Here is a 15114-nt window from a genome sequence, read left to right as displayed (position 1 = left end):
CGAAGTACGGACATCACTACGAAGAGTTTTCGCATACTTGACCGAACCCCCAGTTCACCACCGCGCACACTTCGTCGTCCTTCCCACCCGCGCTGCGATACGTGGCAAGGGCGACGTCGTTGTCGGTGTCGACCGGCACCCACATGCCGTAGCACCCGCGTTCGCGGCTGAGGTCGGCCAGCCGCCGCACCAGCGCCCGCCCGATCCCCCTGCGCCGGTGCGACTCGGCCACCCCCAGCTAGTACAGCAGCATCTCCGCGCCCTTGTCGGGGTGGACGGTCTCGACGCCGCTCACAAAGCCGAGGGGGGCTGCCGCATCGGCAGCCTCGTAGGCCAGATACAGGTGATGTCCGGCGGACCTCAGGAAACGTTCCGCCCACTCCGTGCGGACCGGATGGTCGAAAAGGTGCTCGGCGGCGGCCACCTCGGCGACCGTCATGGCGCGGCGAATCTCCACAGGCCGAACTTCCATGGACCGAACCTCCACAGACGGAACCCCCTCGGACGGAACCCCCACAGACCGAATCTCCACGTTCCCGTTCGTACCACGCCTGGTGTACGCCGACCCCGTGCCGTACGCCGCCAGGATGGCGCGAGGTTCCGACCGCCGGTTGCCCCGGATGTCGGTGGCGGCCCGTACCGTTGACGCATGGATCTTCGAATGCCCGGACTGCGGGGAGCACGGCCCCGGCGGCCCCGGCGGCTGGTCGCCGTCGTGGCCGCCGCCGTCGTCCTGCTCGCCGGTGCCGGTACGTGGACGGCCGTCGCCTCGGACGACGCGCCCGCGGTGCACCGCGCCGACCGGGTCATGGACATGGGCGGCGGGGTGCGTATCGACACCTCGTACTTCACCGCGGGGTCCGACTCCGACCGCCGCCCCGCCGTCCTCCTCGCCCACGGCTTCGGCGGCAGCAAGGACGACGTACGGTCCCAGGCCCAGAACCTCGCCCGCGACGGGTACGCGGTACTGACCTGGTCCGCCCGGGGCTTCGGCAGATCGACCGGGAAGATCGGGCTGAACGACCCGAAGACCGAGGTCGCCGACGTCTCGAAGCTCATCGACTGGCTGGCCGCGCGCCCCGAGGTCCAGCTGGACAAGAAGGGCGACCCGCGGGTCGGTATGGCCGGCGGTTCCTACGGCGGCGCGATCTCGCTCCTCGCCGCCGGTTACGACGACCGGGTCGACGCCATCGCGCCCGCGATCACCTACTGGAACCTCGCGGACGCCCTCTTCCCGAACGGCGTCTTCAAGAAGCAGTGGGCCGGCATCTTCATCAACACCGGCGGCGGCTGCGACCGGTTCGAGGCCACGCTGTGCGAGATGTACGACCGGGTCGCCGAGGCCGGCAAGCCGGACGCGGCGGCCACCGAACTCCTCACCGAGCGCTCGCCCTCCGCCGTCGGCGCCCGCATCAAGGTGCCCACCCTGCTGATCCAGGGCCAGACGGACTCCCTCTTCCCGCTCGGCCAGGCCGACGCCGCCGCGAAGGCGATCCGCGCCAACGGCGCTCCCGTGGACGTCGACTGGATCGCGGGCGGCCATGACGGCGGCGACATGGAGACAAGCCGCGTCGAATCCCGGATCAACTCGTGGTTCGACCGGTACCTGAAGGACGACAAGGGCGCCGACACCGGGCCCGCCTTCCGTGTCACCCGCACCGGCGGTGTCGACTCCACGGACGGGGCGGCGACCCTGCGCGGCGCCACCTCGGACACCTACCCGGGGCTGGAGAGCGGCCGGCGCGAGGTCGCCCTGACCGGTAAGGAGCAGACGTTCGACAACCCGGCCGGCGCCAACCCGCCCGCAGTCTCCTCCCTGCCCGGCCTCGGCGCGGCGAGCGGTCTCTCCCAGCTCTCCTCGCTCGGAGTCGGCGTCTCGATCGACTTCCCGGGGCAGAACGCCCGCTTCGAATCGGCCCCGGTCGCCGACGACGTACGGATCACCGGTTCCCCCACGGTCACCGTCCACATCAAGTCGACCAGCGACGACGCCGTCCTCTTCGCCAAGGTGTACGACGTCTCGGCGAACGGCAGGCAGCAGGTGCTGCCCTCCCAGCTCGTCACCCCCCTCAGGGTCGAGGGCGCCAAGGAGGGCAAGGACGTCACGATCACCCTCCCGGCCATCGACCACGAGGTCGAACAGGGCCACCGTCTCCGCCTGGTCCTCGCCTCCACGGACCTCGGCTTCGCATCACCCGTCGCCCCGGCCACGTACACCGTCTCCGTCACGAGCGACCTGAGGATCCCCACCGCCTCCGGCGTCACCACGGCCTCGTCCGGGCTGCCCGCCTGGGTGTGGTGGCTGCCCCTCGCGGGCGCCGCGATCGCCCTGGCCCTGCTCCTGTCCGGCCGCCGGCGTACGGCGGCACCCTCCGCCCCGGACCCCGAACTGGCCGGAGTCCCGCTGCAGATCACCGACCTGAGCAAGCGGTACGCGAAGTCGTCGGACCGGTACGCCGTACGGGACGTGTCGTTCCGCGTCGAGAAGGGTCAGGTCCTCGGACTCCTCGGCCCCAACGGCGCCGGCAAGACCACCACCCTGCGCATGCTGATGGGCCTCATCAGGCCCGACGGCGGCGAGATCCGCGTCTTCGGGCACGCCATCCGCCCCGGCGCCCCCGTCCTCTCCCGCGTCGGCGCCTTCGTCGAGGGCGCCGGCTTCCTCCCGCACCTCTCCGGCCGCGAGAACCTGGAGCTGTACTGGCAGGCGACCGGCCGTCCGGCCGAGGACGCCCACATGGCGGAGGCCCTGGAGATCGCCGGCCTCGGCGACGCACTCGCGCGCGCTGTCCGCACGTACTCCCAGGGCATGCGCCAGCGCCTCGCCATCGCCCAGGCCATGCTCGGCCTGCCCGACCTCCTCATCCTCGACGAACCGACCAACGGCCTGGACCCGCCCCAGATCCGCGAGATGCGCGAGGTGCTGATCCGGTACGCGGAGGCGGGCCGCACGGTGATCGTCTCCAGCCACCTGCTGGCGGAGGTCGAGCAGTCCTGCACGCACCTCGTCGTCATGGACCGCGGCAAGCTGGTCCAGGCCGGTCCGGTCAGCGAGATCATCGGCTCCGGCGACACCCTGCTCGTCGGCACCACCACCCCCGTGGAGGAGCCGCTCGTCGAGAAGGTCGCCGCTCTGCCGGGCATCGTCTCCGCCGTACGCACCGACGACGGACTCCTGGTCCGCCTCGCCCCCGAGGACGGCAGCGCCCAGCGCCTCGTCGTCGAACTCGTCCGCCTCGAAGTGCCCGTGGAGTCGGTGGGCCCCCACCGGCGCCTCGAAGACGCCTTCCTCACCCTGATCGGAGGTTCCGCATGAGCACGACGAACACGATCGTGGAGCGGGCGGAGACGGCCGACGGGTACCGCGCCCGGCGGACACTGCCCCTGCGCGTCGAGCTGGTCCGCCAGCTCAAGCGCCGCCGTACGCTCGTCATGGGCGGCATCCTCGCCGCGCTGCCGTTCATCCTCGTCGCCGCGTTCGCGATCGGCGGCGAGCCCGGTGGCCGCAACGGCCAGGTCTCCCTGATGGACACGGCCACCGCGTCCGGCGCCAACTTCGTCGCCGTCAACCTCTTCGTCTCCGCGGGCTTCCTGCTCGTCATCCCCGTCGCCCTGTTCTGCGGGGACACGGTCGCCTCGGAGGCCAGCTGGTCCTCCCTGCGCTATCTGCTCGCGGCCCCCGTGCCGCGCGCCCGCCTCCTCTGGTCCAAGCTCGCCGTCGCCCTCGGCATGAGCCTCGCCGCGATGGTCCTGCTGCCGGTCGTGGCCATCGCGGTCGGCACGGCTGCCTACGGCTGGGGCCCGCTGGAGATCCCCACCGGGGGTTCGCTCGCCGCGGGCACGGCGGCCCAGCGTCTGGTGGTGGTCGTGGGCTACCTCTTCGTGTCCCAACTGGTCACCGCTGGACTGGCGTTCTGGCTGTCGACCAAGACGGACGCCCCCCTGGGAGCGGTCGGCGGCGCCGTCGGCCTGACCATCGTCGGCAACGTCCTGGACGCCGTGACGGCCCTCGGCGACTGGCGCGACTTCCTGCCCGCGCACTGGCAGTTCGCGTGGGCCGACGCCATTCAGCCCCGCCCGGAATGGGGCGGCATGATCCAGGGGACGGCCGTCTCGGTAACGTACGCCCTCATCCTGTTCGCCCTGGCCTTCCGGGGTTTCGCCCGCAAGGACGTCGTCTCCTAGGTCACCGGAGGATCACCTACCGGTCTCGACGGCCGCCTCCCGTGGCCACTTCGAGATCCATCCGCAACACCCCGTACCGCACATTCCGGCCCCCTCCAGCGTCACAGTCACAGAAGTTGACGTCGTCCGACGCCAACGGGCGGAGGGGGCACGGCAGATGGAGCGGAACCGGATACGCCGAACACAACGCCTGCGGGGTGCGCTGATAGCGGTGACGGCCGCGAGCGGGCTGCTGCTCACCGGTTGCAGCGCCGACAGCGCCGACAGCGGCCAGAGCAGCAGAGCGGACAGCGGCCAGCACTCCGGCGGAGGCTCGGGCTACGCACCCGCGCCCGCCCGGTCCAGTGGCTCCGGCGGACAGCAGGACGGCGACCGGAGCAGAAGCGAGGGTGAGACGGAAGGAGACTTCGCCCCGTCCCCCGACTACCTCTCCACCTTCGCCCTCGACGTCGACACCGCCTCGTACGGCTACGCGCGCCGCACCCTCGCCGACGGCCACCGCCCCGACCCGTCGACGGTCCGGCCCGAGGAGTTCGTCAACAGCTTCCGCCAGGACTACGAACGCCCCGACGGCAACGGCTTCTCGGTCACCGTCGACGGCGCCCGCACCGACCGCGAGGACTGGTCCCTGGTCCGCGTGGGCCTCGCCACCCGTTCCGCCGAGCAGGAGAGCGAACGCCGGCCGGCCGCTCTCACCTTCGTCATCGACATCTCCGGCTCCATGGCCGAGCCCGGCCGCCTCGACCTCGCCAAGGACTCCCTCGGCGTGATGACGGACCGACTGCGCGACGACGACTCGGTGGCGATCGTCACCTTCAGCGACGAGGCCGAGACCGTCCTGCCGATGACCCGCCTCGACGACCACCGCGACCGCGTCCACGACGCGATCGACGAACTGGAACCGACCGACTCGACCAACCTCGGCGCGGGCGTCCGCACCGGCTACGCCACAGCCGTCGAGGGCCTGCGCGAGGGTGCCACCAACCGGGTCGTTCTCGTCTCGGACGCGCTCGCCAACACGGGCGACACGGAGGCCGAATCGATCCTCGACCGCATCTCCGACGCCCGCCGTGAACACGGCATCACCCTCTTCGGTGTCGGCGTCGGCAGCGACTACGGCGACGCCCTGATGGAGCAGCTCGCCGACAAGGGCGACGGCCACACCACCTACGTCTCGAACGAGACCGACGCCCGCGAGGTGTTCTGCGACCAGCTCCCGCGCAACATCGACCTCACGGCCCGCGACGCCAAGGCCCAGGTGGCCTTCGACCCGGAGACGGTCGCCGAGTTCCGACTGATCGGCTACGACAACCGCCGGGTCGCCGACGACGACTTCCGCGACGACCGGGTGGACGGGGGCGAGGTGGGCCCCGGCCACACGGTCACCGCCCTCTACGCCGTCCGCACCAAGGAGTCCGCCTCGGGCCACCTGGCCACGGCGACCGTCCGTTGGCTCGACCCCGACACCCGCGAACCCCACGAGGAATCGGGCCAGTTGGAGTCGGAAGCGGTGGACGAGGCGCTCTGGGACGCCCCGTCCCGTCTCCAGGTCACCGCGGTGGCCGCCTACTTCGCCGACGCCCTGCGCAGGGGCGACGACGGCTGGACCACCCTGCCGGGAGCCCCGTCACTCGGGGAACTGGCCGACAGGGCAGACGAGTTGGCGAACGCGACAGAGGACAAGGCAGTACGCCAACTGGCCGAGGCAATAGACCAGGCGAACCGCTACGAGGACTGAACGGTGCTGGTGAACGCCGGATGTGAGCACCGCCCGACAGGGGCGCGGGGAACTGCGCGACCAGCCCCCAGCGCCCCGCGGTCAAGAAACAACCGAAGGCCCGTTAACCGCACACAGACGGAACAGCCCGCCGAAGCCCCTCCAGATGCAGACCGTCCAACCGGTACCCCCAAGCGGAGCGCCCCGCAGCAAGCACAAGCCGCAGCTCGCACGAGTCCCCCGACCGAACCGTCTCCGTCTCCTTCAGCGCGTCCAGCAACTCGGTGGTGATCCGGTCCAGAATCGGCCGGACCTCCTTGACCAGATCGGGCCGCTCGGTGGGCCGCAGCTCGGGATGCGCGTCCCAACGGGCGTACAGCCCTCGCTGGACCACCTTGTTCGCCTCGATCTGGTCCCGGAACACGGCGGCGACCGCCTCCGGGTCGAGACCGAGCCCGACGGCTCGCGCGGAGACGTCGGTCAGGATCTGCTGCTCGCGTACCGGGTCGTCGATCGGCTTGTCGGTGCCGTACTTGGCGGCGGCGACCTTGTCGGCCACCAGCAGCCGCTCGGCGAACAGGTCGGTCAGTGAGGTCAGCGAAGTCGGCGAGGGCGCGGGGGAGAGGGCAACACTGCTTACTCGTACGGGAGTTGCTGTGTGAGCCACAGCAGGTGCGGCGCCGGAGACGGCCAGGACGGCCGACGCGCACACGGCGAGAAGAACAGACCGCACGGGGTTTCCTTTCGGTGGGGGGAGGTCGAGCCGGCACCGGACCGAAATCCTGTGCCAGGCAGCAAAATATCCGCCCCGGATGATCTGCTTCTGCGCGACCCATTGAACTTCCGCTACGCACCGGTAATTTGACCCGGGATCAGGAGCAGAACCAGCCACCGGGAGCTAGCGTCATGGGCGTACGCAAGGATCTGAAGCAGGCGAAGCGGCGCACCGACCTGGCGGCCCGCCACCGCATCGAGCTGATCCGCGACGAGAAGACAGGCACCGTCCGCGAGGCGAGCGCCCTCCCCATCGTGGCGGCCCCCACCACGGGCAGCATCGCCGACCTGCCCCACACCAACGCGGCCGAGGCCCCCGACGCGGTGATCCTGCGCCGCCGTACGGACGACGGCACCTGGCGCCCGATCACCGCCGCCGCCTTCGCCGCCGAAGTCACCGCCACCGCCAAGGGGTTGATAGCCGCCGGCCTCGAACCGGGCGGCCGGGTAGCGGTCATGTCCCGTACCCGCTACGAGTGGACGGTTCTGGACTTCGCGATCTGGGCGGCCGGCGGCCAGACCGTCCCCGTCTACGCCACCTCGTCCGCAGCCCAAGTGGACTGGATCGTCCGGGACTCGGGGGCCCACCTGGTCGTCACGGAGACGCCGGACAACACGGCCACCGTCATCACCGGCACGGCCGCCCACCCCGAACCCCCGCGCGTTCTCACCCTGGACGAGGACGCGATGGCCGAACTCACATCCCTGGGACGGGAGGTGTCGGACGAGGAGGTGACCAAGCGGCGCGCGGCTCTGACCCCCGACACCACTGCGACGATCTGCTACACCTCCGGCACCACCGGCCAGCCGAAGGGCTGTGTCCTCACCCACGCGAACCTGCACGCCGAGGCCGCCAACGTCGTCGAACTGCTGCACCCGATCTTCAAGGAGGTCACCGGCCAGACCGCCTCGACCCTCCTCTTCCTCCCCCTCGCCCACATCATGGGCCGGGCTCTTCAGATCGGCTGTCTGATGGCCCGCATCGAGATCGGCCACTTCCCGAGCATCAAGCCCGACGAACTCCGCCCGATGCTGAAGGAGTTCAAGCCGACCTTCCTGGTGGGCGTCCCGTATCTCTTCGAGCGGATCCACGCCGCCGGCCGCGCGACCGCAGAGAAGATGGGCCGCGCCGCCTCCTTCGACCGCGCCCACCGCATCGGCGTCCGCTTCGCGGAGGCGTACCTCGAAAAGTTCCTCGGCACAGGAAAGGACAAAGGCAAGGGCAAGGGCCCCGGGCTCACCCTCTACGCCGCCTGGGCCCTGTACGACCTGCTCGTGTACCGCCGTATCCGCAACGAGCTGGGCGGACGCATGCGCTACGCCATCAGCGGCGGCTCCCCGCTCGACCGCGACCTCAGCCTCTTCTTCTACGCCGCCGGAATCATCGTCTACGAGGGCTACGGCCTGACCGAGACGACCTCCGCCGCCACCCTCGTCCCGCCCCTGGCCCCCCGCCCCGGCACGGTCGGTCTGCCCGTCCCCGGCACCGCCGTCCGGATCGCCGACGACGGCGAGGTCCTCCTCAAGGGCGCGGTCGTCTTCGGCGCCTACTGGAACAACCCGGCGGCGACGGACGCGGTACTGAGCGACGGCTGGTTCGCGACCGGCGACCTCGGCGCCCTCGACGACGACGGCTACCTCACCATCACCGGTCGCAAGAAGGACATCCTCGTCACCTCCGGCGGCAAGAACGTCGCCCCGGCAGTCCTGGAGGACCGGCTGCGCAGCCGGGCGCCGATCGGCCAGTGCATGGTCGTCGGCGACAACCGCCCCTTCGTCGCCGCCCTGATCACCCTCGCCCCCGATTCCGTCGCCCACTGGCTCACGGTCCGGGGGATGCCCGCCGACACCCCGATGTCCGAGGTGATCGGCGACCCCCGGATGCGCGCCGACGTCCAGCGGGCCGTGGACCACGCCAACGCGGCGGTCTCCCGGGCCGAGTCGATCCGCGCCTTCACCCTGGTCGAGGGCGAGTTCACCGAGGACAACGGCCAGCTCACCCCGTCCCTCAAGGTCAAACGCCATGCGGTACGGGAGGCGTACGCGGCCGAGATCGAGGCGCTGTACAGCAAGTAGGCCCGAGGCGGTGAGGTAGAGCCACAAACGCCGAACGGCGGGCCACCGGAGAACCGGTGACCCGCCGCCGCAACCGAGCGGGGAGGCTCAGCTGTTGCCGGCGCCGTTGCCGGACAGCACGGGGATGTCGCTGAGGATGTGCGACAGGGGCTCGTCGCCCTTGGCCTGCGTCGAGTTCTCGACGCACTGCTGGTTCTGCGGGGCCGACAGGATCGGGATGTCCTGGACGGCGATCGGCACCAGGCCGACGACAGAACCGACGTTGAGCTTGGCCGGGAGGCCGACACACGGCTTGTTCAGCGAACCCTGGACCAGCGAGAGCTGCGGGCTCATGTCACCGAACGTGGCCGAGTTGCCGAACTCCTGCTCGGCGCCGTTGCCGCTGATGGAGGTGGTGCCACCGTCATCGGCGATCGCCAGGGCCTGGGGTGCTGCCGTCGCCGAGATACCGGCGACGGAGGCGGCGATGGCCGCGGTTGCCCACAGCTTCTTCATGTTCATTCCCTTCGAAAAGCGGACTCCGGTGAGGAGCTGCGTGATCGTCAACGGTCCGACCCCGGCCGGGGTTGCGGTGATTGCCCCGTTTGGCCCAGTGATTGAGGTGTGGGGGCAGTTGTTCGGGGGAAGAGGGCCGCTTGCTCATCCGCCCGACCGCCCGGCTCAGGGGCCCACCTCGGCCGGTTGTCACGCACGGCGGCGCGATCCCGCACAACCGGGAGAGACGGGAAGCCCGGAAAACCGGAACAAGGGCTGTTCCGGCGTCATCTGACGCAACGCAGGCCAGCGGGCCGCCGGGAATCCGGCGGCCCGCTGGTGAAGGCTCGAAGAGCCCAGGTGTACGCCCGGCCTGGTCGTCGCCGGTGGTACTGGTGCTGCGGATCAGTTGTTGCCGACGCCGTTGCCGGACAGCACGGGGATGTCGCTGAGGATGTGCGACAGCGGCTCGTCGCCCTTGGCCTGCGTCGAGTTCTCGACACACTGCTGGTTCTGCGGGGCAGACAGGACCGGGATGTCCTGGACGGCGATCGGCACGACGCCGACGAGCGAACCGGCGTTGACCTTGGCCGGCAGACCGATGCAGGGCTTGTTGAGCGAGCCCTGGATGAGCGCCATCTGGGGGCTCATGTTGCCGTACGTGGCCGAGTTGCCGTACTTCTGGATGGCGCCGTTGCCGCTGGTGGAGGTCGTGCCACCGTCGTTGGCGATCGCCATGGCCTGCGGCGCGACCGCGGCGGAGGCACCGATGACGGAAGCGGCGACTGCGGCGGCAGCCATAACCTTCTTGATCACTTGCTAGTCCCTTCGAAAGAAACCCCGTCCACCGGAGCGCTCTGATCAACTGCCTTCGGCGCGCATAGTTGCTGCGGTTCACTCCGATGGCCTACGAACTGGGGTGTTCCCGAGGGGCGTGTCAGTCGGGCCGTGGCACGAATTTCCAGGCCGGGACGGGCCAATCGGGTGAACGAGCGAAACCAATCCCCGCGCATCCGGTTGATGGCGAGAGCAGGAACATGTGTCTCTGCCAGGAAAGGAAAGCGAAATGCTGAAGAAGGCAATGGCCGCGGCGGCGGTAGCCGCATCTGTCGTCGGAGTGTCGGCGGCGACCGCCCCTCAGGCGCTTGCCACAGCGGACGACGGGGGCACGACGTCCGTCAGCGGGAACGGTGCTGTCTCGAAGTTCGGCAACTCCGTGACCAAGGGCGACATGAGCCCTCAGATGAGCCTGGCTCAGGGCACCCTGAACAAGCTCTGTGTCGGTCTGCCCGTCAAGGGCAACGTGGGCTCCATCGTTGGCGTCGTGCCGATCGCTGTCCAGGACATTCCGATCCTGTCGGCCCCGCAGAACCAGCAGTGCGCCGAGAACTCGACGCAGGCCAAGGGCGACGAGCCGCTGGCCCACGTCCTCAGCGACATTCCGGTCCTGTCCGGGAACGGTGTCGGCAACAGCTGATCTGTCGCCGTCTGCTGACTGGTCGTCAACATTCGTCCGGTCGCTCATAATCGCAGCTCGGACAGCCTCCGCACATGGTGCGGGGGCTGTCCGTTTTTTGTCATCTCCCCGATTTCCTTAAGCCTTTCGTGTGGACTGTGTTTTCTGTCGCTTCGGGGCGTTCGAGTGAATTACCTGTGGGACCACGTTCCGTAGTTTCTTCGGCTGTCTATCCCTCGTTTTACAACTGCCGGTCATGGTGCGAGCCGTTCATGCTGTGCTCGCTCGGTCTTCGGCCGACATATGGGCATGACCGCAGAGAAGGGAAACCTCATGAAGAAGAGCGTTGCTGTCATCGCGGGCGCCATCATGGCGCTCGGAATGGCCGCCCCGGCCTTCGCGGACGCCGAGGCGGAGGGCTTCGCCGCCAACTCCCCGGGTGTGCTCTCCGGCAACGTGGTCCAGGTGCCCGTCCACATTCCCGTCAACGTGTGCGGCAACTCGATCAACGTCATCGCGCTGCTGAACCCGGCGTTCGGCAACACCTGCGTCAACGACTGACGTCGTAGCACCAGCCGTTCGGCGGTGTCTGGGCCGGTCTTGGAGAGCCTTTCGGTGCCAAGGCCGGCTTTTTCTCACCTCTCCCAGCAGGAAGATAATCAGAATGCGACAGAGTCTGAGCAGGGGGATGGTCGTGGCGGCCGCCGCGACGAGCCTCTTGTCCCTGTACGGCATTTCCGCCCTCGCCGACGCCGACGCGGGCAGGGCGACCAACAGCCCGGCTGCACACGGAGCCCCGCACGACGACCCCGGCTACGGCAACGGCAACGGCAACGGCAACGGCAACGGCAACGGCTACGGCAACGGGAACGGCAACGGCCACGGCCATGGGAACGGCCACGGCGACAATCCCGGCGGCTACGGCGACACCCCGCCGACGAAGCCTCCGACGAAGCCCCCCACGACTCCGCCGACGAAGCCGCCCACGCTGCCGCCGACCAAACCCCCTACGAAGCCGCCGACGAAGCCCCCTACGGGCCCTCCGACGAAGCCTCCGACGCTGCCGCCGACGAAGCCGCCCACGGGTCCGCCGACCAAGCCCCCCACGACTCCGCCGACGAAGCCTCCGACCCTGCCGCCCACGAAGCCCCCTACGGGTCCCCCGACGAAGCCTCCGACGCTGCCGCCGACGAAGCCGCCCACGGGTCCGCCGACCAAGCCCCCCACGACTCCGCCGACGAAGCCTCCGACGCTGCCGCCGACGAAGCCCCCTACGGGTCCCCCGACGAAGCCGCCCACGCTGCCGCCGACCAAGCCCCCCACGGGCCCGCCGACCAAGCCCCCCACGACTCCGCCGACGAAGCCTCCGACGCTGCCGCCGACGAAGCCCCCTACGGGTCCCCCGACGAAGCCGCCCACGCTGCCGCCGACCAAGCCCCCCACGGGCCCGCCGACGACCACGCCTCCCACCACCCCGCCGACGAAGCCGCCGCACCTGCCGCCGACGGGTAGTCGTGAGGAGTTGATCGCGGCCTCGGCCGTCAGTGTTGCGATGATCGCCGGTGGCATCATCCTGTACCGCCGGGGCAGGCGCAGCCGGCCCGGCGCCCACGAGTGAGGCACCTGTAAGGCTGCTGGCACCTGGACGAGCCCCGCGCCCTGTATGAGGCGCGGGGCTCGTCCAGTGGCGCGGGGCCGTATCGATCTGCGGTTCCGTCGCGTGGGCGAGCCCCGCCCAACCGGCCCGCAGAAGGCGACCCGCCTACCGGGAACCCGCAGACCCGCCTACCCGGCGGAGCGCACCCCCTCGCGTCGCCCTTGCCCCGGTACCGTTCCGCCGCCCGCCCGGGCTTCCGCCCGCAGCCGGCGCCGTACTCCTCGTACGAGCGTCTCCGCGGTGAACGTCGCGCCGTGTACGAAGCGCATCGACGGGCCGAAGCCGGACGCCGTGACCAGGCCCGCCAGGAACAGGCCGGGGTACGAGGACTCGAAGTGCCGACCGACCGCCGGGGACCCGTCCGCCGACGCGCCCAGGCCGGTGCCCAGTCGGGGATCCAGCAGGCTCAGCCGGTCGCACGTAGCCCTGAACCCCGTTGCCGCGATGACGTGTTCGGTCTCCAGGGAGCGCCGCTCGCCGGACCGGGTCACCGTGTCCAGCCGTACGCCGCCGCCGGCGCCCGTCAGCTCCCGGGCCTTCGCGACCTCCTGGCCGAGGAGTACCTCCACCGCCGGTTCGACGCGGTCGCGCACCCACCAGGCGCCCGCCGGGCCGAGGGCGGTCGTGGCGATCCGGGCTCGGGTCGGTTCCGGGAGGCGGTGGAAGAGGCCGGGGCGTTCCGCGTAGAACCAGTTGCGCCAGCCGCAGCCCAGACCGCTGTGCGGGGCACGGGCCGAGCGCCACCAGGGGCGCTCCCACGGTGGCGGTACGTCGTTCCAGTGCAGCTGCTCCGCTCGGGCCAACACCCTTACCCGGGTGCCCTGTTCGGCGAGCAGGGCCGCCGTCTCCAGGGCCGCCTGGCCGCCGCCGATCACCGTGACGTCCCGGCCGCGGAAGCGGTCGAGGTCGCCGTGGTGGCTGCTGTGCGAGACCAGGTCGGGGCCGAGAGCGCGGAGGGTGGCCGGGATCTCTACGAAGGGGAGCACACCGACGGCCAGGGCGACCGTCCGGGCGCGTACCGTCTCGCCGTCCTCCGCCACCGCCTCGAAACCGCCGGGCACGGGTGTCACCCGGGTCACCGTCCGTTCGTCGACCTCGGGCACGGCGTTGCGCGCGAACCACTGCCCGTACGCGGCGAACATCTCCAGCGGGATCGGCTGTCCGTGCCGTGCCTTGACGCCCTGACCGGCGCAGTACGTGTCGAGGCGCCAGCGGTTGTCGGGGTCGGACAGGTTCGACGCCCACGGTTCGGACTTGAGGTACATGCCCCGGGGCATGTGGTCGCGCCAGGAGGCCATGGGCCGGCCGAGGACTCGCAGCCGGAGTCCGGCGCCGGCGGCGTGGGAGGCGATGGACAGGCCGTAGGGGCCGGCGCCCACCACCAGCAGGTCGTACATCAGCAACTGTTCGCTTTCTCGTCGTTGGTCAGGGACCCCTCGGTCAGAGAACCGCCGGGCTGTGGCTGTGGCTGTGGCTGTGGCGCGTCGGCCACCGCCTGCCGGACCACGCGTGCCTGCGTGTCGTCCGGTTCGGACCGTGCGCAGAGCCGGCGCAGCCGGGTCGGCAGGCGGCGGACGGCGTGCCGGGCCCACAGGGCCCACATCGCCCAGCCGGGCGCGAGGTCGTCCGGGGCGTGCCAGGCCAGTTCGCGGCCGGCCGGCGCCGGGCGCAGCGCGCTGAGCGGCGCGTAGTTCTCGACCACGAACGCCCGCTCGGGCCGCGGCACCCCCTCGGGCAGCGGACGGTGGGTCAGGTCGAGGTGCTGGGCCCGTACGACGTCCAGCCCGGCCGTGTCGGTGAAGAGCCGGAACTGGGCGCCGGGGCGCGGGTTGAAGTCGAGCAGGTGGTAGTCGCCGGTGGTGGCGCAGCGGCGGAAGTCGAGGTCGAAGATGCCCCGGTAGCCCAGTGCGCCGACGACGCTGTCCGTGAGCGCCCGGACCTGCGCGTTCGGTGTCCAGTGGCCCACCGCGGTCAGCCCGGCCCCGCGCGGCCACGCGTGCAGTTTGCGGCCGGTGCCGCCGCCCCGCACGGTCCCGGTGCGGTCGACGTACCCGTGGCAGAACCAGTCGAGGTCGGGTCCCGCCGGCAGGAACGACTGGAGCAGCAGTCGGCAGCCCGCCTCCTCCGTGCGCAGATACAGCTCGCGCGCCTGCCGCGCCGAGCGTACGACCACCGTGCTGCGCAGGTCGCTGTCGGCCGGGAGCAGCCACGGCCGACTCCACTTCGCCACGGCCGGCAGCCCGAGGTGCCAGGCCATGGCGGCGGCCTCGGCCGCGCTGTCCGGGACGAGTGTCAGGGGGTGCGGCACGCCCACGGCCGCGCACACGGCGGCCAGTTCGGCCTTGTCGGCCACCCGTTCGGCCAGTGCGCCGGGCTGCTGCGGCAGCAGAAAGGCGGGTGCCAGCTCGGCCCTGGCCCGGCCCACCGCGACGGCGCTCGCGTCGTCGAGCGGGATCAGCACACCGGGCCGCGCGATCTGGGAGGCCACCCGCAGGAGTGCGCGGGCGATGTCGGCGGGGGCGGCACCGGGCAGCGGCGGCGGATGCAGTTGGCGGACGAAGCGGGATCTGCGTACGGGACTTCCGCCGACGTCGGCGATCAGGTGCACGTCGACGCCCGCCCGGCCGAGAGAGCGTACGGCGCCCAGTGTTCCGTGGTGAAAGGGATTCAGGTCGGTCCGCACGAGGACGGCGGGGACGCGGTTGTCGAGCAGCGAAACGGACATGTGTTTTCGGGTTTCCTTCGGGTCGGTTCACTCGTGCGGGCGAGCAGAAC

The 15114-nt window shown here is 70.8% G+C and carries 12 protein-coding genes and 1 pseudogene; 7 read left to right on the top strand and 6 right to left on the bottom strand.

Annotated elements, in window-relative coordinates:
• Positions 1 to 16 precede the first annotated feature (16 nt).
• A pseudogene (locus OHN74_RS14845) lies at positions 17 to 472 on the bottom strand (GNAT family N-acetyltransferase).
• Between the two features lie 177 nt (positions 473 to 649).
• Here OHN74_RS14845 and OHN74_RS14840 point away from each other — a divergent pair.
• The 3 genes from OHN74_RS14840 to OHN74_RS14830 all read left to right on the top strand — a co-directional run bounded on the left by OHN74_RS14840 (position 650) and on the right by OHN74_RS14830 (position 5923).
• The gene (locus OHN74_RS14840) at positions 650 to 3316 is read left to right on the top strand and encodes an alpha/beta fold hydrolase (protein WP_327695043.1); all 2667 of its coding nucleotides are present in this window, start codon (positions 650 to 652) and stop codon (positions 3314 to 3316) included.
• Positions 3313 to 4185, top strand: coding sequence for an ABC transporter permease (locus OHN74_RS14835; protein WP_327695042.1), 873 nt, complete (start codon positions 3313 to 3315; stop codon positions 4183 to 4185). Before OHN74_RS14840 ends, OHN74_RS14835 begins: the two co-directional genes overlap by 4 nt.
• A 157-nt stretch (positions 4186 to 4342) precedes the next feature.
• Entirely contained in the window at positions 4343 to 5923 is a 1581-nt protein-coding gene (locus tag OHN74_RS14830) for a vWA domain-containing protein (RefSeq protein WP_327695041.1), read from the top strand.
• 103 nt (positions 5924 to 6026) lie between these two features.
• Here the strand turns inward: OHN74_RS14830 and OHN74_RS14825 are convergent, their stop codons facing one another.
• Positions 6027 to 6635 carry a chorismate mutase gene (locus OHN74_RS14825; RefSeq protein ID WP_327695040.1) on the bottom strand — a complete coding sequence of 203 codons (609 nt, stop codon included), beginning with the start codon at positions 6633 to 6635 and terminating at the stop codon, positions 6027 to 6029.
• A 173-nt stretch (positions 6636 to 6808) separates the two neighbouring features.
• Between OHN74_RS14825 and OHN74_RS14820 the strand changes: the two genes are divergently transcribed.
• On the top strand, positions 6809 to 8752 hold the full coding sequence (locus OHN74_RS14820) for an AMP-dependent synthetase/ligase (RefSeq protein ID WP_327695039.1): 1944 nt from the start codon (positions 6809 to 6811) through the stop codon (positions 8750 to 8752).
• Between the two features lie 87 nt (positions 8753 to 8839).
• Here the strand turns inward: OHN74_RS14820 and OHN74_RS14815 are convergent, their stop codons facing one another.
• Complete coding sequence (locus tag OHN74_RS14815) at positions 8840 to 9247, bottom strand: rodlin (RefSeq protein ID WP_327695038.1); 408 nt, start codon at positions 9245 to 9247, stop codon at positions 8840 to 8842.
• A 384-nt stretch (positions 9248 to 9631) separates the two neighbouring features.
• The gene (locus OHN74_RS14810; protein ID WP_327695037.1) at positions 9632 to 10042 is read right to left on the bottom strand and encodes a rodlin; all 411 of its coding nucleotides are present in this window, start codon (positions 10040 to 10042) and stop codon (positions 9632 to 9634) included.
• A 253-nt stretch (positions 10043 to 10295) separates the two neighbouring features.
• Here OHN74_RS14810 and OHN74_RS14805 point away from each other — a divergent pair, with 253 nt between their 5' ends.
• From OHN74_RS14805 to OHN74_RS14795, 3 genes are all read left to right on the top strand, one after another.
• Positions 10296 to 10703 (top strand): rodlin, encoded by a 408-nt coding sequence (locus OHN74_RS14805; protein ID WP_327700127.1) that lies wholly within the window; start codon positions 10296 to 10298, stop codon positions 10701 to 10703.
• 312 nt (positions 10704 to 11015) lie between these two features.
• Positions 11016 to 11243: a chaplin gene (locus OHN74_RS14800; RefSeq protein WP_164313046.1), complete on the top strand. Its 228-nt coding sequence runs from the start codon at positions 11016 to 11018 to the stop codon at positions 11241 to 11243.
• A gap of 103 nt (positions 11244 to 11346) precedes the next feature.
• Positions 11347 to 12300 carry a hypothetical protein gene (locus OHN74_RS14795; RefSeq protein WP_327695036.1) on the top strand — a complete coding sequence of 318 codons (954 nt, stop codon included), beginning with the start codon at positions 11347 to 11349 and terminating at the stop codon, positions 12298 to 12300.
• A gap of 167 nt (positions 12301 to 12467) precedes the next feature.
• Here OHN74_RS14795 and OHN74_RS14790 read toward each other — a convergent pair whose 3' ends face one another.
• Both OHN74_RS14790 and OHN74_RS14785 read right to left on the bottom strand, forming a co-directional pair.
• On the bottom strand, positions 12468 to 13736 hold the full coding sequence (locus OHN74_RS14790) for an NAD(P)-binding domain-containing protein (protein ID WP_327700126.1): 1269 nt from the start codon (positions 13734 to 13736) through the stop codon (positions 12468 to 12470).
• The gene (locus tag OHN74_RS14785; protein WP_327695035.1) at positions 13736 to 15064 is read right to left on the bottom strand and encodes a carboxylate--amine ligase; all 1329 of its coding nucleotides are present in this window, start codon (positions 15062 to 15064) and stop codon (positions 13736 to 13738) included. Before OHN74_RS14785 ends, OHN74_RS14790 begins: the two co-directional genes overlap by 1 nt.
• Positions 15065 to 15114 lie beyond the last annotated feature (50 nt).

Source organism: Streptomyces sp. NBC_00459 (assembly GCF_036013955.1).
Lineage (GTDB): Bacteria > Actinomycetota > Actinomycetes > Streptomycetales > Streptomycetaceae > Streptomyces.
Note: the sequence above shows the minus strand (reverse complement) of the source record. Positions and strands in the feature narration are given on the sequence as shown.

Excerpts from the sequence above, each read along its gene's own strand:
- OHN74_RS14840 (WP_327695043.1), top strand. The coding sequence starts at position 650 with ATGGATCTTCGAATGCCCGGACTGCGGGGAGCACGGCCCCGGCGGCCC.
- OHN74_RS14835 (WP_327695042.1), top strand. The coding sequence starts at position 3,313 with ATGAGCACGACGAACACGATCGTGGAGCGGGCGGAGACGGCCGACGGG.
- OHN74_RS14830 (WP_327695041.1), top strand. The coding sequence starts at position 4,343 with ATGGAGCGGAACCGGATACGCCGAACACAACGCCTGCGGGGTGCGCTG.
- OHN74_RS14820 (WP_327695039.1), top strand. The coding sequence starts at position 6,809 with ATGGGCGTACGCAAGGATCTGAAGCAGGCGAAGCGGCGCACCGACCTG.
- OHN74_RS14815 (WP_327695038.1), bottom strand. The coding sequence starts at position 9,247 with ATGAAGAAGCTGTGGGCAACCGCGGCCATCGCCGCCTCCGTCGCCGGT.
- OHN74_RS14800 (WP_164313046.1), top strand. The coding sequence starts at position 11,016 with ATGAAGAAGAGCGTTGCTGTCATCGCGGGCGCCATCATGGCGCTCGGA.
- OHN74_RS14795 (WP_327695036.1), top strand. The coding sequence starts at position 11,347 with ATGCGACAGAGTCTGAGCAGGGGGATGGTCGTGGCGGCCGCCGCGACG.
- OHN74_RS14790 (WP_327700126.1), bottom strand. The coding sequence starts at position 13,736 with ATGTACGACCTGCTGGTGGTGGGCGCCGGCCCCTACGGCCTGTCCATC.
- OHN74_RS14785 (WP_327695035.1), bottom strand. The coding sequence starts at position 15,064 with ATGTCCGTTTCGCTGCTCGACAACCGCGTCCCCGCCGTCCTCGTGCGG.